The organism is Soehngenia saccharolytica DSM 12858 (genome assembly GCF_059568515.1).
On record NZ_JCANTN010000032.1, the window covers coordinates 1 to 20904 of the forward strand.

At 32.4% G+C, this 20904-nt stretch carries 21 protein-coding genes, 1 tRNA gene and 1 pseudogene; 1 reads left to right on the top strand and 22 read right to left on the bottom strand.

The features are described from left to right. Window positions 1-185: pseudogene (locus BO51_RS08270) on the top strand (hypothetical protein); the annotation flags it as partial. Window positions 186-483: 298 nt separating this feature from the next. Here the strand turns inward: BO51_RS08270 and BO51_RS08275 are convergent. The 22 genes from BO51_RS08275 to BO51_RS08380 form a co-directional block, all read right to left on the bottom strand. After that, window positions 484-606, bottom strand: a complete 123-nt coding sequence (locus BO51_RS08275) for a hypothetical protein (protein ID WP_496485736.1) — start codon at window positions 604-606, stop codon at window positions 484-486. Between the two features lie 261 nt (window positions 607-867). Next, on the bottom strand, window positions 868-2130 hold the full coding sequence (locus BO51_RS08280; RefSeq protein WP_496485738.1) for an IS1380-like element ISEnca1 family transposase: 1263 nt from the start codon (window positions 2128-2130) through the stop codon (window positions 868-870). A 212-nt stretch (window positions 2131-2342) separates the two neighbouring features. Beyond that, window positions 2343-3506: a ribonuclease E/G gene (locus BO51_RS08285; RefSeq protein WP_496485740.1), complete on the bottom strand. Its 1164-nt coding sequence runs from the start codon at window positions 3504-3506 to the stop codon at window positions 2343-2345. 2 nt (window positions 3507-3508) lie between these two features. Next, window positions 3509-4195 (bottom strand): TIGR03936 family radical SAM-associated protein, encoded by a 687-nt coding sequence (locus BO51_RS08290; protein WP_496485742.1) that lies wholly within the window; start codon window positions 4193-4195, stop codon window positions 3509-3511. Continuing rightward, complete coding sequence (locus BO51_RS08295; RefSeq protein WP_496485744.1) at window positions 4192-6039, bottom strand: TIGR03960 family B12-binding radical SAM protein; 1848 nt, start codon at window positions 6037-6039, stop codon at window positions 4192-4194. Before BO51_RS08295 ends, BO51_RS08290 begins: the two co-directional genes overlap by 4 nt. A gap of 48 nt (window positions 6040-6087) precedes the next feature. Beyond that, entirely contained in the window at window positions 6088-6372 is a 285-nt protein-coding gene (gene minE / locus BO51_RS08300; RefSeq protein WP_496485746.1) for a cell division topological specificity factor MinE, read from the bottom strand. Window positions 6373-6383: 11 nt separating this feature from the next. Beyond that, a complete protein-coding gene (gene minD, locus BO51_RS08305) occupies window positions 6384-7196 on the bottom strand; it encodes a septum site-determining protein MinD (RefSeq protein ID WP_496485748.1) in 813 nt (270 codons plus the stop codon). Between the two features lie 15 nt (window positions 7197-7211). After that, window positions 7212-7853: a septum site-determining protein MinC gene (minC, locus tag BO51_RS08310; protein ID WP_496485750.1), complete on the bottom strand. Its 642-nt coding sequence runs from the start codon at window positions 7851-7853 to the stop codon at window positions 7212-7214. Window positions 7854-7887: 34 nt separating this feature from the next. Further along, on the bottom strand, window positions 7888-11142 hold the full coding sequence (locus BO51_RS08315; RefSeq protein WP_496485752.1) for a penicillin-binding transpeptidase domain-containing protein: 3255 nt from the start codon (window positions 11140-11142) through the stop codon (window positions 7888-7890). Between the two features lie 14 nt (window positions 11143-11156). Continuing rightward, window positions 11157-11651: a rod shape-determining protein MreD gene (mreD, locus tag BO51_RS08320; RefSeq protein WP_496485754.1), complete on the bottom strand. Its 495-nt coding sequence runs from the start codon at window positions 11649-11651 to the stop codon at window positions 11157-11159. A 9-nt stretch (window positions 11652-11660) separates the two neighbouring features. Beyond that, window positions 11661-12494 (bottom strand): rod shape-determining protein MreC, encoded by an 834-nt coding sequence (mreC, locus tag BO51_RS08325; RefSeq protein WP_496485756.1) that lies wholly within the window; start codon window positions 12492-12494, stop codon window positions 11661-11663. Between the two features lie 8 nt (window positions 12495-12502). Further along, window positions 12503-13534: a rod shape-determining protein gene (locus BO51_RS08330; protein ID WP_496485758.1), complete on the bottom strand. Its 1032-nt coding sequence runs from the start codon at window positions 13532-13534 to the stop codon at window positions 12503-12505. Window positions 13535-13546: 12 nt separating this feature from the next. Continuing rightward, window positions 13547-14254, bottom strand: a complete 708-nt coding sequence (radC, locus tag BO51_RS08335; RefSeq protein WP_496485760.1) for a RadC family protein — start codon at window positions 14252-14254, stop codon at window positions 13547-13549. Between the two features lie 11 nt (window positions 14255-14265). Continuing rightward, a complete protein-coding gene (locus BO51_RS08340) occupies window positions 14266-14844 on the bottom strand; it encodes a Maf family protein (protein WP_496485762.1) in 579 nt (192 codons plus the stop codon). Beyond that, window positions 14841-15371 carry a Gx transporter family protein gene (locus tag BO51_RS08345; RefSeq protein WP_496485764.1) on the bottom strand — a complete coding sequence of 177 codons (531 nt, stop codon included), beginning with the start codon at window positions 15369-15371 and terminating at the stop codon, window positions 14841-14843. The genes BO51_RS08340 and BO51_RS08345 overlap by 4 nt, the downstream gene beginning before the upstream one ends. 137 nt (window positions 15372-15508) lie before the next feature. Next, window positions 15509-16342 (bottom strand): RnfABCDGE type electron transport complex subunit B, encoded by an 834-nt coding sequence (locus BO51_RS08350; RefSeq protein ID WP_496485766.1) that lies wholly within the window; start codon window positions 16340-16342, stop codon window positions 15509-15511. 11 nt (window positions 16343-16353) lie between these two features. After that, complete coding sequence (gene rsxA, locus BO51_RS08355; protein WP_496485768.1) at window positions 16354-16926, bottom strand: electron transport complex subunit RsxA; 573 nt, start codon at window positions 16924-16926, stop codon at window positions 16354-16356. Window positions 16927-16938: 12 nt separating this feature from the next. Continuing rightward, a complete protein-coding gene (rsxE, locus tag BO51_RS08360) occupies window positions 16939-17541 on the bottom strand; it encodes an electron transport complex subunit RsxE (RefSeq protein WP_496485770.1) in 603 nt (200 codons plus the stop codon). A 12-nt stretch (window positions 17542-17553) separates the two neighbouring features. Further along, window positions 17554-18132 (bottom strand): RnfABCDGE type electron transport complex subunit G, encoded by a 579-nt coding sequence (locus tag BO51_RS08365; protein WP_496485772.1) that lies wholly within the window; start codon window positions 18130-18132, stop codon window positions 17554-17556. Then, window positions 18133-19101, bottom strand: a complete 969-nt coding sequence (locus BO51_RS08370; RefSeq protein ID WP_496485774.1) for an RnfABCDGE type electron transport complex subunit D — start codon at window positions 19099-19101, stop codon at window positions 18133-18135. A 17-nt stretch (window positions 19102-19118) separates the two neighbouring features. Continuing rightward, a complete protein-coding gene (rsxC, locus tag BO51_RS08375; protein WP_496485775.1) occupies window positions 19119-20441 on the bottom strand; it encodes an electron transport complex subunit RsxC in 1323 nt (440 codons plus the stop codon). Between the two features lie 118 nt (window positions 20442-20559). Further along, a tRNA-Leu gene (locus tag BO51_RS08380) sits at window positions 20560-20646 on the bottom strand. Window positions 20647-20904: the final 258 nt, after the last annotated feature.

The window sequence follows — 20904 nt, forward strand, 5'->3', positions numbered from 1 at the left end:
CCAACAGTGTTAAGAACTATTTGCCAGAGTACAAAGAATACTACAACAAAAAGTTTGGTGAAGTGACTACTCACCAACATAAACGAGCACTCGCACTTACATCTCGTAAATTAGTACGCTTGATTTTTGGATTGCTGACTAAAAATCAAATCTACTCCAGCGGTAAAGTTGGAGAGATTCAATAAAACATTTCCAATCACAAGCCTATTTTTTTTTGAAAATAGTAGGTTCTGTTAAAGTTATGCTTTTTTTATCTTTTCTTTTGTTTCCTTTAAAAAACATCCCTTGACATATTACCAGATTGCTTTTTTCTTATTATTTATTAAAATTATCCTTCATAAAACCTTCTACCCTCTATTAAGAAGATTTAAACCTGAATTATGGTAAATAATTCATTAAACAGCACCATATACAAGTTAGTTACTATATTTTAAATATTTTCACTTATACTTGTTAAGTGAAAATATCAACATCTAAAAACCTTTATTTATTATTATTAACAATAATTTCATAGATCTCCTTTAATCGTTCGTCAATTCTTTCAAACCCTTGCTTCACATTCCATACTAATATTGCTAACAAGAATATTAATATAACACCTTCCATTTCAAACACTCCTTTTTTAATTAATAACTATAAATTCAAAAGCTTTTACTATTACCTAAATTCCACGTGCATTTTTTATTAGCTTAAAAGAACACTATTTCAAGAAGAATTTAAACTGATACTCCCACATTGTAACATTATTTACCACCACCTTTCAATCTTTTTCAATAAATTATTGATTGCAACTTTGGAGTAAAGATACTTATTAAACCCTGCAAGTTATCCACAGAGCAACACTCGATTTTCAAGATGATATCTTTATTATACCAGACATTTTTCATACACTTCCTTGTACGGATAGTTTTCTGACAAATTCATAATTACAGTTCTTGCGGTTTTAATGATTTTGGCTGCAAGAAATACATACTTCAAACGAAAGGTCTTTATTTGCTGTCTGTATTCTGAAGGCTCTAAGGAATCAATCTTGAACAACAAAAACAGGTTATATGAAAGCATCATCATTTGAAACACCGCTTCATTTGCCCAAAATGATTTAAGTAAAAGATGACCCACCGCCATGTCGTATTTGGCTTCTTTAATATAGTTCTCAGCATTGCCACGTTTTTCATAGGATATAACTACTTTTTCAGAAAGCAATGTAGTGTTTGTCACAAAGAAAAAGTATTCGTACTCAGAGCCTTCTAAAAGTGATATTTGTGCTCTTTCTTTTTCTGGTTTCAGTACGCGAGACACAACAAACCTTCTGTCTTTCTCCCAGTTATCTAATTTTGTAAACAGTTCTGTAGTTTCTCTGCCTTCTTCACCTTTAACGAATACAACCGATGAATTCGTTGCTTGGGATGCAAGCGTAGAATAACTTTTGGCTTTAATTAAATATTTGCAACCAAGAGATTCTATCGTTTCAATAATTTTTTCATCAAAGGAGCCACTATCCATTCGAAATAAAATCTCTAAATCATCTGTTTTGATGTTGGCTACTATTTCTTTGATCATTTCAGATGCACCGTTAGCTGTGTAAGTATTGCCACTTCTTACAAATCCGGTGACGTAGGCTTTTAATTCGTCGCAAAATGCAAACTGGATATTGTAGCATCGGTTTCCTAGTTTCTTGGGATTATATCCTTTTGATGCACCTTCTTGATGACCTTCTACGTTGATTACACTACTATCAATATCAATCGTAATGGATGTCAATTTACTTTTAGTGAGCAGTTTTTTAAAGACTTTAAAATTAATGTCTCTAAACATTTGTGTTGTCTTAAAGGTGAAGTTTCCTAAAAACCGTGACACTGTTTCAGGTTCTTTTACGGAAATATCAAATTCATTAACGAGTGGATCATTTTGAAGGAGCTTTAGACGTTCTAGCTTGTCTATACCAATAAAGTGACCACAGATCATCGTCTTTATATGATTCATCTTGATTTTATTTGTGGAGTCATTATCAAATACGAGGTCATTTTCAACTAGATCAAAAATCTCATTACTTTTTGCGTTCTCAAGGAGAAGAAAAAGACCTGCATTTGATGTTAGATTCTTAGCTGTGAAATCAATTTTATTAATCATAATTTAAACCCCTTTTTCTGCTTTTGTTACTATTATTGTACCATATATCGACTCATAAAAGCTGATAATTCAACACATTTTTGAGCATTTTTCTTTCACCCAATGGGTGAAAGCTGAATTTTGAAGGAACGTATATTTATCAATGCTTTGAGGGTGGTTTATAAAGTACTGACGTAGAATCTCAGTTATACCATATCATCTAAAATTTATCTTTAAATATCTATCCTGTTTTTTAAAGAAATCATGGTTTTTTCTCTCACAATTTCATATAAATTTAGCTTTGTTACTTCAACTAATATTGGATTATTCTTGTCTTTCTTGAATTCTTCCTCTAACGTATTTTTTAACATATCTATGTCTGTCTTAGAACTCATGTCTATAAAATCTACGATAATTATTCCCCCAATATTTCTGAGTCTAAGTTGTATAGCTATTTCTTTTGCAGCTTCTAAATTAGTTTTTAATACGATTTCTTGATAATTTTTCCCATTTACAAGACTACCAGTATTCACATCTATCGCAGTTAATGCTTCCAATTCATCAATTACTATATATCCACCACTTTTAAGTGCAACTTTATTAGAAACAGCTTGATACAACTCATGAGTTATTAGAGGGTCATGCTTCGAACTAAAGTCTAAATCTAAAACGATATTTTCTCTTGAATTATTTTTATCATCTGATTTGTTTAAAATGTCAAAGTAAAAATCCTTGTCATTTACAACTATGAAATCTTCATTTGGATTATAATAGTCTCTCAATATCCGATCTGTGATGCTAGTTGTTTGATAGATTAGCTTAGGAGTTGGTAAATAATTCAATTCACTTAAAATCTTAGTGTATAGAGCTTCTAATGTTCTGTACTCATTTAATAGATCTTCTTCCAGTGCTTTTGCAGCATTGGTTCTTAAAATTATTCCACAATCATCTGAAAATATACACTTTGCAATTTTTTCTAGGTTTACTCTCTCAGCATTTTTTACTTTTTTTGATATGCTTATTCCAGAATTAAAAGGACACAATACAATATATTTACCTGCTAAAGTCAATTTCATAGTCACTTTAGCTCCTTTTGAGCCAATTTGATCCTTAATTACCTGGACTAAAACTGTATCACCTGATTTTATCCTATGATGTTTCGAATTGTAATCTATTTGAGGGATCTCTTCAAAGCTCAAATATGCATTTTTCGCTTCTCCGATATTTACAAAAGCAGCATTCATACTTGGCAATACTCTTTCCACTTTCGCACGATAAATATTTCCTACGATTGAATGTTCAATATCTTCTTCTTCATAGTATTCAACAAGCCTGTCATCTTCAACAATCGATATAATTTTCTTTTCTGAAGATATATCAAAAAAAATTTTCCTCATTCCTATCCCTCAAATTCCTGAGAATAAGTTTCTATTTTTTTAGCTTCAAAGCTGTCTAAATCCAGTCTTATTTTAGTGTTTTTATTGATTGCTTCAAGCAATTCAATTGGCTTTACATTTCCCTGCTCGCCTGTCATTACAATAGTATTCAGCCTTATTGTATTCCCACAAATATTCTCCACAGATAATTTAAATATGAATGGTCTGATATTGACTATAGTCGTTATTTTGCTTTTGCCTTTCTTTTTCTTTTTTTCAATATCGATGTTTTTTAAACCTAATAATTCATTTATCTCAAGGTAATAATCTATTTCATCTCCTGAATTTAAAGTATCAACTAATATTTCGTATTCACTTTTACACATAGTAGATGAAATTGACGGGGTCATTTCATCTATACCATAAGATTCAACTATTTCTATCCCTGTTGGCAGAATTTCATTTAGCTTATTCTTAAATTCTTGAGGGGATATAGGTTCAATTAACTCCAAATCGAAATACTCACACACGCTCTCAATTCCAAGTGGCAATGGATTTCCAAGAGATAATTTAGGATGAGGGTTAAAACCCTCAGAGTATTTGACTGGTATATTTGATCTTGTGAAACTTCTATTAAATAATCTTATCAAATCAAGGTGAGATAAATATTTTAGATAACCAAGCTTTGTATACTTAGCTCTTATTTTCAATTAAACACACCTCTCATTTCACAATTGTCAATGCCACAAGCATTACATGATTCTCTACAATCAGATGTTGTCTTTCCATCTGTTGCTTTTTTGTACTCTCTGATTAAAGTCTTTTTTGATGGCCCTGCATTAATAAAATCCCACGGAAGTATCTCATCTAAGTCTCTCTCTCTATTAGCATAAAAATATGGATCTATTTCTGAATCATCAATTGCTTTTAGCCAAGTATCAAAATTAAATGCACTACTCCATCCATCAAACTTACATCCATATTCCCAAGCTTTTAGTAAAAGTTTGGATGTTCTTCTATCTCCTCTTGAAATAATAGCTTCTATATAGCTAACTTTCGGGTCATGATAATTAAACTTAATTTTAGGATCTTTAAATGTCTTCTTTAATAAATCTATTTTATTATTAAATTCTTCAATGCTATTTTGTCCACACCATTGAAAAGGCGTAAATGGTTTTGGGACAAAACATGAAACACTTGTAGTTAGTTGGAAATTTCCAATTTTTTCTTCCTTAGGTCTATTAAAAAACATATCCTTAACTTTATACGATAAATCTCTTATTCCCAACAAGTCAGCATCAGTTTCTGTTGGCAGGCCCATCATAAAATATAACTTTATTTTCGAATATCCTTCTTTAAATGCATAACTCATTGCGTTTTCTAAATCGCTTTCGTCCACTCCCTTGTTGATCACATCTCTTAATCTTTGACTACCAGCTTCCGGAGCAAATGTGAGACTTGTCTTTCTTACTCTCTCTATCTCTTTTAAAATATCAATGCTTATAGAATCAAGCCTAAGCGAAGGAAGTGAAACCCCTACCTTTTTATCTTCGAATTTATCTAGCAATCTATGAATCAATAAATCCAATTGTGTGTAATCACAAGAACTCAGTGAAGATAATGAAATAGTGTCATAACCTGTAGATTCTACCAATTTCTCAGCTTGATTTATCAAACTATCAACAGACTTTTCCCGTATTGGTCTATAAATAAATCCAGCTTCGCAAAATCTACAACCATGTGTACACCCTCTAAAAATTTCCAAAGCAATTCTGTCATGTACTGTCTCGATATAAGGAACTATCATTTTTTCAGGACTATACATATTATTCAAGTCTCTTACTCTTCTTTTTTTAATGATTTCTGGAACTTTAGATTCTAAAACAATTCTTTTGGAAATTGTCATATCTTCATTGTAAATAACGTCATAGAATGCTGGAACATATACACCTTCTACATTTGTCGCTGCATCATATAAAAACTCTTTCTTAACAAAACCTTTCTCTTTATGTTTTTTATATAACTCCAATAATTCAAGAGTAGCCTCTTCTCCTTCGCCAATTAAAAACAAATCAATAAAATCAGCTAAAGGTTCAGGGTTAAAAGCGCATGGCCCACCTGCTATCACTATTGGATAAGTTTCATCTCGATTCTTTGAAAAGATTGGTATATTTGCCAAATCCATCATATTTAATATATTTGTATAGCTCAACTCATACTGCAATGTAAACCCGAGTATGTCAAAATTTTTTACTTCCTCTTTGCTTTCTAATGTAAATAGTTCAATATTATTTTTTCTCATTTGATCTTCCATATCAAACCATGGCGCAAAAGTTCTTTCACAAACAAAATCTTTTTGATCGTTTATTAAATTATACAATATATGCAATCCTAGATGCGACATTCCCACTTCATACACATCAGGAAATGCAAATGCAAACTTAACCTTTGCATGATTTATATCTTTATTGTGAGAATTTTCTTCCAAGCCTATGTATCTAGCTGGTTTCTCAACTTTCTTTAATGCTTTGTCTAAATTTTTTATGTTTATCAATCAATTCACCCTTCTTTTAATTACAATAACTCTAACTGATTGTTAGAGTTATATGTCTTCCCTTATTTTAAGTTTTTTAATTGGTATATTGGCAATCAAAGCTGATACTGGTTTATTATCCCCATCTTTAGTAGTTTTTGTCATTTTGATATCTATTTCTGAAATATCAATTTCAGCATAATTAGAAATAACATTTATCATATCATTTTTTATTAGCTCTAATAGTCTTGGCGATAGGTCTGCACGGTCATGAACTAATACCAACTTTAATCTTTCTTTTGCAACATCTTTGCTCTTTTCCTGTCTTCTAGAAAAAATTTCTAATAATCCCATTCCAATGCCTCCTATCTGCCAAATAGTAATTTCATCATCTTACTAAATTTCCCTTGATTAGTTTCTTCTAAGTTTAAAAACTCTACCTCTTCTCCTATTATTCTCCTGACAATATTTCTATATGCTTTGCCTGATAATGCTTTCTCATCCATCACTACTGGTTCGCCTTTATTTGTTGAAATAACGACATTTTCATCATCTGGTACCACACCCAATAATTTTACGGCTAAAATATCAAGTATGTCCTCAATATTCATCATATCTCCTCTTTTAACCATATCTTGTCTAATTCTATTGACAATTAGCCGTGGTTGGTAAATTTCATTAGCTTCTAATATGCCAATTACTCTATCAGCATCCCTAACAGCGGATACTTCGGGTGTAGTTACAATTATTGCTTCATCAGCTCCAGCTATAGAATATTGAAAACCTTGTTCAATACCAGCAGGCGAGTCAATAATTATGTAATCGAATTCTTTCTTAAGTTCATTAACAAGTTCTACCATTTGCGCACTGCTTACTGCTGTCTTGTCTTTTGTTTGAGCGGCTGGCAGCAAATAAAGGTGTTCATGTCTTTTATCTTTAATGAGAGCTTGCTTTAATTTGCAATTTTTCTCAACTACATCCACTATATCGTAAACGATTCTATTTTCTAAACCCATTACTACATCTAAATTTCTCAGTCCTATATCTGCATCTAAAACGACTACAGAATAGCCTTGCATAGCTAATCCAGTGCCTATATTAGCGCTTGTTGTGGTTTTGCCTACCCCTCCCTTACCTGATGTGACTACTATTGCTGTTCCTTTTTTTTCATTTTCCATACAAAAGTCTCCCCTTTATTTGTTTGGTAGATATGGTTCTATTATGACTTTATCTTCTATAATTCTAGCAATTTCAGGATATTTGTAATATGAGTCTCCTTCTGGTGGACGAACTATTATGTCATCTATCCTTAATTGAGTAGGTAATAAACTGTAAGCAGCAACAACTGCATTCTTATTCCCACCTATACCAGCATGTGCTACTCCTCGTAACAATCCAAGTACTATTATATTACCTTTTGCCCTTAATACAGCTCCTGGATTTACATCACCTATTATGACAATATTGCCATTGTAACTTACTTCCTGGCCTGATCTCAATGTGCCATGTACAAATTTAGTCATACCTTCTTCGACTATATTTGTCGTTGTACTGGCTTGGCTTTTTTCTTGACTTTCTATTTCTTTTGATGAAGGGATTTCTTCATCCTTTAGAATAAAATCGTATTTGTACTTCAACAATAACATAATTTCTGTCTTAATATCAAGTGTTAATTCATCTCCTACAATATTTATCAGCTTACTTCCTTTAAAAAAGTCTATGTTCTCATTAATCTTTAGTTCTAAAGCTTGCTTTATCTTATTGTAATCATTCCCTTCAACACTTATAAAAACACCATCTGCTATACCTTTTATTGAAATCATAGAATCACTCATAGAATACCTCCATAATGGCAAAGTTTTAATAAAATTATTGATTGTTGATAATTGAATTTTCTAGTGGAAGAGAATTTTCAACTCCTTCAGAATTTAATCCTAAATACTCAGCCATTATTTCTCTTACCATAGGTGCTGCATAGCCACCTGATCCACCTTGAAAAATTACAGCAGCAACTGCTATTTCAGGCTTGTCATAAGGTGCGAATCCGACAAACCAAGCAAAATCATCAAATTTCTCATTTGTATATGGATTTCTTCCACTTCTCTCAGCTGTTCCTGTCTTAACTCCTACTTTTATAGGGAAATTTTGAAATGTCAATCTAGCAGATCCATCATCGGCAACTCTTAGCATACCTTGTTTTACATGCTCAAGATTTTCATAATTATTTAGTCCAATTTCTTGTGATTGCACTTTTCTCTTATAAAGGACACTAGAATTGTTGTAGTCCATTATACTATCAATTACTGTAACTTTATTTCTATTTCCACCATTTGCAATTGTTGATATATAATTTGCCATTTGTATTGGTGTATAAGCATTTTGTCCTTGTCCAATTACTACATTTAGAGTATCTGTAATTGTCCACCCAGCTTGGTTTAAATATGTGTATTTTATTTTATCAGCTAAGCCTTCTCTTTCAGAATTGATTTTCTTTTCAGGATCAAAGCCCATAGCCTCGAGTCTTCTTACTACTTCTCCTCTTGTTAGAGGCATATCTAGCTCAGTCCAACTTACAATCTCTTGTATAGCTTCTTCTATTTGATCATCTGTAAGGGTATTGCCTTCAGAAACATATTTTTTTAAATTCTCTTTTAACATGTTTCTAAGTAAAACTTTAGTAGTAACGATTTTCTTCTGAGGGTCTGGAACTCCGCCTGATACTTCTGCAGGCACATTAATCTCTATGCCTGTCTTATCGTTAAGCCCTAATTTTTTAGACATATCTACTAAATCCTCAATTTCAACTTTTACACCTATATCTTGACCAGTTCTTTGATTTCTTCCTAAAGCTAGAGTGTAAAAGTAATAATTACAAGAGTCAGCAATTGCATCGTATAAATTTTCATATCCATGTGTTCCACCAGTATTAGTATATATTAAACAGTGAAACTTTTTATCCCCTACTTGTACATATCCCATATCACGAATTTTAAGTAATGGATCTAAGCCTTTTTCTAAAGCAGTTAAGGCCGTTACCATTTTATAAGTTGAGCCTGGCTGTACTGCTGTTTGAGTTGCTATATTGTAAAGTGGTCTAGCTGCAAGCGGATTATCAATATCTTCAGGAAATAAACTAGCCCAATCAGAGCTTGAAATTCCAGTTGAAAATAAATTTACATCATAAGATGGGTAGCTTGCCATAGCAAGTACCTCTCCTGTGTTTACATCAAGTACCACAACAGCCCCAGAATTGGCATAAATATAAGGTCTACCTTTTTTCTTGTTGATTCCATATTTAAAGTTTCCCCATTTGCTTTCAAATGTACCACCTTTGCTAAGTTCACGAATTGTCTTTTCTAGAGCTTCCTCTGCCACTTTTTGAAGTTTTAAATCAATAGTCAAATATACATTGTTTCCAGGAATAGGTTTTTTTTCTTCAATTATATTTGTTGTATTCCCAACTGCATCAACTTCTACTTTTTTTATCCCACTTTCTCCACTTAATTCTAATTCATAACTTTCTTCAATACCAGTTTTCCCTATTAAAGCATTTGGCGAATAACCATTCTGGTTGATGTATTTTTCTATTTCGTTGTCTTGACTTATTTTCCCAATATAACCAAGTATATGGGCTGCTGTCTTTCCCTCGGGATAGAACCTAACAGGTTCAATAGAAATAGATATCCCAGGAACAGTTGATAAATTTTCTTCAATTTTAGCGACAGTCTTATCTTTAATTCCATAAGCGATATTTATTGGTTGATAAGCCATATACCCTTGAGAACTTAATTGATTTAACAGTCCTAGAATAGATTTTGCTTCATAACTACTTAGTTCTTTTTCAATTCCATTGTTTTGTCTAACAGCTTCAAAAGCTTCTTTTACAGTCATGCCCGGCTTAATTTTATTCTTGTTTTCCCAAGTCTTTAATTCACTTGTGAATGTATATTCTATGCCTTTTGAAATTGTTATTTTTGGATTTATTCCATCATTTATTAGTTTTGATTGAGCATAATAAATTATTTGATTATTCTTAATGAACTCATCTAAAAGACCATTCTCTTTCGCAAATTCAATAAGTACTTCTACAGGTTCAATATCTTTTGTTGCATTTCCATTTAATAGTTTATATATAACTGTATTCTGCTCTTGATTGATTACAATTTCAACAGGACTTGTTAATCCTTTATCCTTTATCATGGATATCAAGACTTCACCAGGAATTAGTTTCTCATTATCCTTTCCGACAATTATATTAGTTAAGAAGGAATTTAAAGAATTTTCGACAAATAGATTTATAAAATCTTCTTCAGCAGTTGTCCTAAAAGTTATGTATTCATATTTTTTCATTAAACTAGCTTTATTTTTTATATAATTATCGACAAAAACAGAAGAAAATTCTTCTAAAATCAAATTTTGTTGCAAACCCTTGCTATCTAGCAACTCATATGCCATAAGCCTTGCAATTGGATGCTCTAATATCTTTCTAATATCACTTTTGTTGGTGCCAATAATTTGAGACAAGTATAAAGCATAGGATTGTCTTGTTTCATCAGCTGAGATATCCCTAATATCATTTGTTTTAGATAGTATTTCTTTTGTATTATTCAAAATATCATAATTATAGTGATTTTCATAAGGAAGCACAAATTGAGAGCTTAGAAGATCATCCATTAAATTGTTTTCAATTAAAATATTGATCATTATTTCTATTGGCTCAAGATCACTAGTTACATAATCATTGATATCTTTAAATTTTATGCTATTTAGCTCAATTTGATAATCATTTGAGTAATAAACTCCATCTTTCTCTAAAAAGCGAACTAACTTTAATAAGTAATCATTTCTCTCTGATTTATCTAAATTATTCAGTTCATCTTTCAACAGTTGTACAGTAAAACTAGGCGTATTACCTGCTAAAAGTCTACCATATCTATCTCTTATTTCCCCTCTTGGAGCAGACGTGTAGATTTCTTTTATTCTCTTATTATCTGCTAAATCTCTATAATAATCTCCATAGGCAATTGTCAAACTTGCTAGTTTAAATAATAAAACCACTACAAGAACAATTAATGAGTATCTTACAAAATCAAATCTATTAAATTCATTCTTTTTATTGCTCAAAATTACCACCTATTCTAATTGAACTTGATTTTAGGACGAGTAAAAATCTTTGAAAAAATCTTGTAATATATAACAACAAATATAGCATTATAAACTATTTCAAAAGAAAAAATGTTTTTTAATGCGAATTTTAACGTAATATCTGCTGTCAAAAAGTATATTATTAATGCATATAAAGCATTATAAAAAATAGTTGATATCACAGTAAAAATTATTGGGTTTAATAAATTATCTCTCGCAAAAGAATCTTTTGCGAACCCAATAAAATACCCAACGAAGAACAATATCAAAGAATTTATCCCAATAGTTGTTGAATACAAAATGTCTGTTAATAACCCAACAAAAACACCGTATATGGAACCGACAAACCTTCCTTTAAGAAGGCTTACTACAATAATTAATACTAATGCAGTATTAGGAACTATCCCTAAAAATTCAATGCTAGGTAATACAGTGCTTTGTAGAATCAAATTAATAATTGCTGCCGCTAATAAAATTAATATATTCATTTTGACCTCTTATATTATAACATACACATTATATAGCTTTTTAAAATTTACAGCTGGCTTTATGATTATTTTTTTAGTAAGTTCTTCTTGATTATCAATTATATCTGTGACCTCACCAATGAAAATGTCTTTCTGATATACCTCACCAAGTCCAGAAGTGTATACTAAATCGCCAATTATAACTTCTGCTTCATAATCAAATAAAAGCCCCTCAACTATGTTATCGCTACTTCCAGATATTATTCCGCCATCTTGTGTCCTAAGTATTTTAAATGCCACTGAATTCTTTTCATTTGTGATAGACACCACTTTTGCCCAGTTATCTCCTATGTCTACAATTCTACCAACTAAACCTTCTTGATATACATTGCTATCTATCTCAACAGCTTCAATCACAGTGTTTCCAATTTCTAATCCATCATTCTTTCCTTTATCAATAGTAAAGACATCAAACCAATTTTCCGGCTCTCTCCCAATGACCTCTGCATTAACTAAATCGTATTTTGTACTTTCTAATAATTTCTCTTCTTTTAACAAATAATCTGATTTGCCTATAATATTTCTTAAATCTCTATTCTCGCTTTCAAGCCTTTTTATTTCCTCCTTCAAAAGCTCATTTTCTTCTTTTGCATTTATAGTATCCTTCAATGATGAAAATACGCCGCTTATCCCTTGTCTTATGTTGTTAGTAAATTTATTAAGTGGAGTTAACACTCCACCTAATAAGCTTTCAAATTTTGACATTGGTTCACTTCTATTACTTGTCAGTCCGATTGTCACTATTAAAATAGCAGCAACTACAACTACAAATATTCTCTCTTTGTATTTTTTAAAAAAATACATAGTTATCACTACCCAATCCTATTGTATTTAGAAGTTGTTCTTTTTAATAATTCAATGTTCTCTAAAGCTTTACCAGTTCCTAAAGCAACACAATCAAGTGGTGTTTCAGCAACTCTTGTCACTATGCCAGTCTCCTTATTAGTCAATACATCCAAGCCATGAAGCAATGCTCCTCCACCTGTTAACATTATCCCGTATTCCATTACATCAGCAGCTAGCTCTGGTGGTGTCTTCTCTAAAGTTGCTTTTATTGCATCAATTATACTTGTAACAGGTTCTTTTAAAGCCTCATAGATTTCTTCAGAAGAAATGTTTATTGTTCTTGGCAATCCGCTAACAAGGTCCCTGCCTCTTATATCCATTGATCCTAAAGTCTTATCCTTTATTGCTGAACCAATTGCTATTTTTATCTCCTCAGCTGTTCTTTCTCCTATCATAAGGTTATATTCTTTTTTTATATAACTTATAATGTAATTGTCAAGCTCATCTCCGCCTACTCGTATAGAAATACTAGCGACTATCCCGCCTAATGATATTACTGCTACCTCAGTTGTGCCTCCACCAATATCTACTACCATGCTCCCAGTTGGTTCATTTACTGGTAATCCTGCCCCTATTGCAGCAGCCATAGGTTCTTCTATCAAATATGCTTCTTTTGCACCAGCTTGGATTGTAGCTTCTTCGACTGCTCTTTTTTCAACTTCTGTTACACCACTAGGTATGCATACTATTACTCTTGGTTGGCGTATTGACTTCTTTTGAGTAGCTCTTTGTATAAAATATTTTAACATTTCTTGAGTAATATCAAAATCAGCAATTACACCATCTTTTAATGGCCTAATTGCGACAATATTTCCTGGTGTTCTCCCTATCATTTTTTTAGCTTCTTCCCCTACTGCCAATACTTTTCTACTTGTTTTTTCAATCGCAACTACTGAAGGTTCTCTTAATATGATGCCTTTCCCTTTCATAAATACTAAAGTATTTGCTGTCCCTAAATCTATTCCCATATCACGAGATCCATTTCCAAACAATGCCATAATATTCCTCCATTAAATATATTTTTTCTCTTTCATGCTTAAGTAATTTTCATTTCCAACGATAATGTGGTCTATCACTTTTATGCCTATTATCTCTCCAGCTTCAATGAGTCTATTAGTAATAGCAATGTCTTCATTGCTAGGCGTGACATCACCACTCGGATGATTATGTGCAAGTATTATTGAATTTGAGCTTTTCTTTATTGCTTCTTTAAATACTTCTCTAGGATGAACTATTGAAGAATTAAGACTTCCTATAGATATATTTTCAACTGAAATAACTTGATTTTTAGTATCTAATAGCACAATGTTAAAATACTCTTTTGTTAAAAATTTCATCTCATCAACCAATATTCTTGCTATTTGATAAGGTTCTGAAATTCTAATACTTTCATATGGATTTACTTTTTTAATCCTTTTCGCTAATTCTAATGCTGCAATTATTTGTGCGGCTTTACATTCGCCTATTCCATTTACTTTTTTTAAATCATCTATACTAGCATCAGTAAGATGCACAATTCCTCTTTTATCCAATCCTATTACTTTATTAGCAAGATCAATTGCCGTTGAATCCCCCTGACCAGTTCTTATGATGACAGCTATGAGCTCAGCATTAGACAATGATTCTGGGCCATACGCAATTAATTTTTCTCTAGGCCTTTCATTTATAGGCATCTCTTTAATAGTATATTTTTTATCCTCTAATAAATATTTCCCCATTGTTTTTTCTCCTATAGAAGCGATGTGTCAAAATACTTTTTTAGTGAGTCATTAATTTTTGAGATAGGAAGCCCAACTACATTGAAATAGCATCCATTTATTTTTTCTACTAGCAATGAGCCTTTGCCTTGTATAGCATATGCCCCTGCTTTATCTACATACTCATATGCCTCTAAATAAGCTTCTATTTCACTAGAATCTAAATCTTTAAAATACACCTCTGTCAGCTCAAAATCTACTATTTTTATGAGACTATTGGTGTCAACTAATGCAAAGCCAGTTATTACATCATGCTTTTTGCCACTAAGAGATCGTAAAGTCATTCGGGCATCAAGTTTATCCTTTGGTTTGCCAATTATCTCATTTCCTTTAACGACAACTGTATCTGCAGCAATAATAATAGCATCGTTTACTCTCTTTGACACATCTATTGCTTTTTGAAATGCTAAGCTCATTGTAATTTGTTCAGGCACATCATCTATTCTAAAGTGCTCTTTTATAGAGCTCTCTACCACTTTTATGTCAATTCCTATTTGCTTAAAAATCTCTTTTCTTCTAGGTGAAGCTGAAGCTAAAACAAAATCCCTCATTTTTTATTCCTACTTTCGAATATAGAATTGAAACTGACTTTTAAGTTTTTAACAATATAATGTGTTGCCAAACCTACGAAAAATCCAGTAAATAAACTCATTAACAACAAAAATGGCAAATAAGTATATATCATTATATTATTGAGTATTATAGCCGCAACAGTTACTTGTCCAATATTATGAAATACTGCGCCTATCAAGCTAGTTCCTATCATACTAAAGAAGTTTGAAAAGTATCTATAAGATATATACATTGCTATACAGCTTAAAATTGCGCCTGTAATACTATATATGAAGGATGTCACGCTACCTGTTACAAGCATGAGTAAAATACTTTTTAACATTGCAACTATAATGCCTTCTTTAAATCCAAAAACTACCAAAGTAACTAGTATCACTATATTTGATAGCCCTAATTTTGCTCCGGGCACAGGTATTGGAATAGGTATTGAGGATTCAAGAACGCTTAATGCAAGCCCTACTGAAACTAGTAAGGAAATAAAAATTAATTTATTGGTTTTTTTCATCTAAAACCCTCTTTGATGTAGAATTAATCAGTAAATGACTACTAATATGATAATCATAAACACTATATAGTTTATCATTAATAATTTTTATTTACAAGTTAGATTGAACAAAAAAATAGAGCTTGTAAAAAGCTCTATTAACCAGCAATTTTGTTGCTTTCTATTAAATCTTGCTTTGTTGCATCCACTATTGACTTAGTAGGACATTTTTCAACACAAACCATACAATTAGTACATTTTTCATAATTTATTTTGGCTAAATTATTTTCAAAAGTAAATGCATCTTCTGGGCAGTTCTTAACACATATCTTGCAGCCAATGCAGCCTATTGAACAATAGCCCCTTACCAATTTGCCAGGGTCTTCACTCTTGCATTTAACAATTGCCCTATTTTCGTACGGAACTAACTCAATAATATGTTTTGGACATACTTCAATGCATTTCTTACAAGCTGTACACTTTTCCCTATCAATAACAGCAATTCCATTTGTAATAGTTATAGCATCAAAAGCGCATACGTCAAAACAACTTCCACACCCAAGGCAACCGTAAGAGCATTCTTTTTTCCCATCCGCCAAAGTAGTCTGCACTCTACAATCTGCTAGCCCTTGATATATATACTTGTCTTTAGCTTTATCGCAATCTCCTTGACATAAAACAACTGCTACATTTTTTTCAAATTCTCCTGCACTTACGCCAAGTATTTCTGAAACAGCATTTGCTACCTTTTGTCCTCCAACTACGCACGAATTAGGTTCAGCTTTGCCTTCCGAGAGAGCTTTTGCTAACCCTTCGCACCCAGGATAGCCACAAGCGCCACAATTAGCTCCTGGAAGTACATTTAATATTCTCTCTACGTTTTGATTTAACTCAACAGCAAATATCTTTGAAGCTATTGAAAGTAGTGACCCAAATAAAAGTCCTATTCCGCCTAAAATAAGTACAGGTTTAATAATATTCATTATTTCCATCTAATCGCCTCCTACATTAACCCAGAGAAACCAGCAAAAGCTATGGACATCAATCCAGCTGCAATTAATGTTAAAGGAAATCCTTTGAGTGATTCATGAATTTCAGCTATTTCTAACTTTTCTCTAACAGAAGCCATTAGCACAAGAGCTAATGAAAAGCCCAATGCAGCACTAAATGCGCTCGCAGCAGTTTCTAATATGTTGTATTTTTCTTGGATGTTTAGTATTGCAACTCCTAATACAATGCAGTTTGTTGTTATAAGTGGTAGATAAACTCCCATGGCATTATAAAGCGATGGAGATGTCTTTTTTAATACTAGTTCAACAAATTGAACTAAAGATGCAATTACTAATATAAATACAATAGTCTGTAAATATTCAATCTGCGCAGTTTCCAAAATTAATTTTTGTATTATAAACGTTATAATTGAAGCTAATGTTGTAACAAAAGTAACTGCGACTCCCATACCAGTAGCTGTCTCCATTTTATTAGATACTCCTAAAAATGGACATATCCCAAGAAATCTGGAAAAAACATAGTTGTTCACAAAGACATTAGCAATTATTATATTTACGATATTCACTTATATCCCTCCTTATTCTTCAGAAAATCTTTTGACCACTACAGTTCTAAATATAGCAATTAGAATTCCTAATAAGATAAAAGCTCCAGGAGGCGCTATAAATAACGCTGCAGGTTGAAAGCTTTCTCCAAATAACTGAATTCCCCAAATACTGCCTGATCCAATTATTTCTCTGATTGTTCCTAAAATTACTATAGCAATTCCGTATCCTAAGCCCATTGCTACTCCATCGATTGCGGATTTAAAAACACTATTTTTTGAAGCAAAAGCTTCAGCTCTTGCCAATATTAGACAATTTACTACAATAAGAGGAATAAAAATTCCTAAAGCTTGATACATTGGTTGCATAAAAGCTTTCATAAGCATTTCAACTAAAGTTACAAAAGTTGCAATTACAACTATGAAAATTGGAATTCTGATTTTTTCAGGTGTAACTTTTCTAATCATCGATATGACGACATTTGAAAGGACTAGAACTCCAATAACTGCTACTGCCATGGTAACGCTATTTTTAAGAGAACTAGATACCGCTAGTACTGAACACATTCCAATCAGTTGTACAAAAATAGGATTTTGTTTGATTATTCCATTTTTAAAATTATCTGAGATTTTCATCTTATCACCCCGCTATTTAGAAAGATAATTTACATATGCATCTACAGCCCCATTTACAGCTGCCTGTACTGCAGTAGTCGAAACTGTCGCACCACTTAATGCAAGGAATTCATTGTCTGCAGAAGGAGATTCGACAGGTACTAGCTTTTCTGTAGCTGATTTGCCTACAAAAGATTCTGCAAATGCAGGGTCATCGACAATTCTAGACCCTAATCCAGCTGTTTCACTCATTTGAAGAACATTAAAACCTACTATTCTTCCATCAGTATTTATGCCGATTAAAGATATTATATCTCCACCATATCCAACAGACTTAACTTTTAATCCATATCCTATTACTTCATCACCTTTTAAAGCCTTTGTTACTTCTTGAACAAAATTATTGTTTGCTTTAATTTCGTTCAACTTTTCCTCTTCTATTGGTTGAAAATCATCAGCTTCAGGAAACATCTCAGCAATAGCACCAAAGCTTCCTTGCTTCTCTATTTCTGCGATTATCGGCGCGGTTACTTCATTGGCAAAAGCCAAAACTCCAGCCGAAATTGCTGCAACTAAAAACAATATAAACCCTAGTTTTATAGTTTCATTCATTTATTTTACCTCCCCAAATACTTTTGGTTTAGTTAATCTTTCAATTAAAGGAGAAGCCACATTCATAATGAGAATTGCATAGGTTACTCCTTCAGGAAGACTTCCTTTGACTCTAAATAGAGCTGTTAATAAACCACATCCAACAGCAAAAATTATTTTCCCTAATGAAGTTACTGGAGAAGATGAATAATCTGTAGCCATAAAAATTGCTCCTAATAATAATCCTCCGCCAAGCACATGATATATTAAATCGCTTTTATCTACTCCTAATAACAATAACATTATCGCAGTAGTACAAATATATATTGTTGGAACTTTCCAATCTATTACTTTTCTAATAACTAAGTATATACCGCCTAACAAAAGCAAGGCTGCAGATGTTTCTCCAATAACTCCACCGATGTTTCCAATAAACATTTGCTGAATTGATGGTAAACTTCCGCCTCCGTCTTTTAATATCTGAAGTGGTGTAGCGGTGCTAACTGCATCTGGGAAAGTATATGTAGCCATAATATTTGGCCATGATGCCATAAGAGCTGCTCTTGCTCCCAAAGCAGGATTCATAAAATTCGAACCTATTCCCCCAAAGAATTCTTTAACAATTATTATCCCAAAAAAAGATCCAAATACAGCAACCCACCATGGTGCTCCAGCTGGTAAATTAAGCGCTAACAGAATTCCTGTTACCACTGCACTTAAATCTTTTATTCTAATTGGTTTCTTAAAAAGCTTTTGTATAAATGCTTCTGCACATATCGCGGATATAACAGAAATAAGAATCAATTTCATTGCATTTAAACCAAAAAAATAAACGCTCGCTATCATAGCAGGTATTAAAGCAATAATCACATCAGCCATAATACCTCTAACAGACTCATTTGATCTCATATGTGGAGATTGTGACACAATGAGCTTATCATCTAAAGAATAAATGCCATCTTTAGTTTTTTCTAATGTTTTCTCAACCATTCTTCTACCCTCCGTATTTATGATTTCTTCCTTTTCGCAGTAATCTCACGTTTAGCTTTCTTAATGGATTCTGCCAAAGGTCGTTTTGCTGGGCAAATATATGAACATGCCCCACACTCTACACAAGCTAGAGCATTTAACTCATCGCATTTACCATAATTATCTTTTAAAGAATAACTAGACAAATATAAAGGTTCTAATCTTGAAGGACATACATCGATGCATTTGCCACATTTTATGCAAGGATAAACCTCTTCGTTATCTATTTCTTTTAAAGATTTAACTAATATTCCATTAGAACCTTTGACTATAGGAGTTTTTAGGCTAAATTGTGCTATTCCCATCATTGGTCCACCAACTATTACTTTGCCTGGTTTATCCTTAAAACCGCCACACTCCTCGATCAATTTCTCAATTGGTGTTCCTATTCTAACTAATAAGTTCTTAGGTTTATTTACAGCTCCAGTTACTGTTACTACTCGTTCATATAGTGGTTTGCCTTTTAGTACAGCATCATTGATAGCTTTTATAGTAGCTACATTGGACACAACACATCCAACATCCATTGGAAGACCACCAAGCGGAACCTTTCTACCTGTTATTGCATTTATTATTCTCTTCTCATCACCTTGAGGATATTTAGTTTTCAATGAAGCAACGACAATTTTAGTTTCCGATCCGAGCTCTCTTTTCATAGCTTCGATTGCATCGGGCTTGTTGTCCTCTATGCCAATATAAGCTTTTTCAACATTCAATGCTTTCATAGCTACTTTTATTCCAGAAATGATATCACTTGTATATTCTAGCATCAATCTGTGATCAGCCGTTATATATGGCTCGCATTCTGCTCCATTAACAATTAATACATCAATCTTCTTGTCTTCGGGTGGTGAATATTTTACGTGGGTTGGAAAACAAGCTCCGCCCATTCCAACAATTCCCATTTCTTTAAGCAGAGATATTATTGTTTCTTGATTCAATGACTCTAGCTCTCGTTCTTTTACTTCATCAAGCATTTCATCTTTGCCATCGTTTTCAATTACCACACATTGGGTCTTAATACCATTAGGAGCATATATCGTGGATAATTCTTTGACTACGCCTGATACGCTTGAGTGAATGCAAGAAGAAACAAAAGCATTTGAGCTGCCTATCTTTTGCCCTACTTTTACTACATCACCAACATCTACTAATGGCTCACAAGGAGCGCCTGTATGTTGATGTAGGGGTATGTAAACTATCTCGGGACTTTTTAATACTTCAATGGGATTGTTGCATGTTAATTCCTTATATTCAGGAACTGAAACACCGCCCTTAAATGTTAATTTACCTAAGTCCATTACTCTACACCTCTTTGCTAGTATTATTAAGTTTTTACATAAACTATCAAAATATATTATAACATTAAAAGCTATCAATGTATACTAAAACGGGGATTTATTGCACAAAAAAAAGAAATGGTGCGAGTGATGGGATTTGAACCCATACGCTATGACTAGCACATGCCCCTCAAACATGCCTGTCTGCCAATTCCAGCACACTCGCAATTAGATATGATATATAGAAATTATCAAATACACTATAATTATTATATAATCTTATTTATCTAATTTCAACTAAAATATATCATATCCAACTATATTTACTTACTTGTCTAAAGCTAAGTAACAGTTTTGTAGCCCGTTGTATAAATTATAATAATTGGGATTTAATTCTCCTTTTATAGATGAATCTACAATTAAGCAGTCATTAGTATACATCAAGCTAATATATGGCAATTCTTCTATAAATAACTTTGAAAAC

What these genes read in the sequence shown, in the direction of transcription:
- BO51_RS08350 (WP_496485766.1), bottom strand. Translation starts at nt 16,342, where the DNA reads ATGGAAATAATGAATATTATTAAACCTGTACTTATTTTAGGCGGAATA.
- mreD (WP_496485754.1), bottom strand. Translation starts at nt 11,651, where the DNA reads ATGAATATATTAATTTTATTAGCGGCAGCAATTATTAATTTGATTCTA.
- BO51_RS08285 (WP_496485740.1), bottom strand. Translation starts at nt 3,506, where the DNA reads ATGAGGAAAATTTTTTTTGATATATCTTCAGAAAAGAAAATTATATCG.
- mreC (WP_496485756.1), bottom strand. Translation starts at nt 12,494, where the DNA reads ATGTATTTTTTTAAAAAATACAAAGAGAGAATATTTGTAGTTGTAGTT.
- rsxC (WP_496485775.1), bottom strand. Translation starts at nt 20,441, where the DNA reads ATGGACTTAGGTAAATTAACATTTAAGGGCGGTGTTTCAGTTCCTGAA.
- minD (WP_496485748.1), bottom strand. Translation starts at nt 7,196, where the DNA reads ATGGAAAATGAAAAAAAAGGAACAGCAATAGTAGTCACATCAGGTAAG.
- BO51_RS08275 (WP_496485736.1), bottom strand. Translation starts at nt 606, where the DNA reads ATGGAAGGTGTTATATTAATATTCTTGTTAGCAATATTAGTATGGAAT.
- radC (WP_496485760.1), bottom strand. Translation starts at nt 14,254, where the DNA reads ATGGGGAAATATTTATTAGAGGATAAAAAATATACTATTAAAGAGATG.
- BO51_RS08330 (WP_496485758.1), bottom strand. Translation starts at nt 13,534, where the DNA reads ATGGCATTGTTTGGAAATGGATCTCGTGATATGGGAATAGATTTAGGG.
- BO51_RS08365 (WP_496485772.1), bottom strand. Translation starts at nt 18,132, where the DNA reads ATGAATGAAACTATAAAACTAGGGTTTATATTGTTTTTAGTTGCAGCA.
- rsxE (WP_496485770.1), bottom strand. Translation starts at nt 17,541, where the DNA reads ATGAAAATCTCAGATAATTTTAAAAATGGAATAATCAAACAAAATCCT.
- BO51_RS08280 (WP_496485738.1), bottom strand. Translation starts at nt 2,130, where the DNA reads ATGATTAATAAAATTGATTTCACAGCTAAGAATCTAACATCAAATGCA.
- minE (WP_496485746.1), bottom strand. Translation starts at nt 6,372, where the DNA reads ATGGGATTATTAGAAATTTTTTCTAGAAGACAGGAAAAGAGCAAAGAT.
- BO51_RS08340 (WP_496485762.1), bottom strand. Translation starts at nt 14,844, where the DNA reads ATGAGGGATTTTGTTTTAGCTTCAGCTTCACCTAGAAGAAAAGAGATT.
- BO51_RS08370 (WP_496485774.1), bottom strand. Translation starts at nt 19,101, where the DNA reads ATGGTTGAGAAAACATTAGAAAAAACTAAAGATGGCATTTATTCTTTA.
- minC (WP_496485750.1), bottom strand. Translation starts at nt 7,853, where the DNA reads ATGAGTGATTCTATGATTTCAATAAAAGGTATAGCAGATGGTGTTTTT.
- BO51_RS08345 (WP_496485764.1), bottom strand. Translation starts at nt 15,371, where the DNA reads ATGAAAAAAACCAATAAATTAATTTTTATTTCCTTACTAGTTTCAGTA.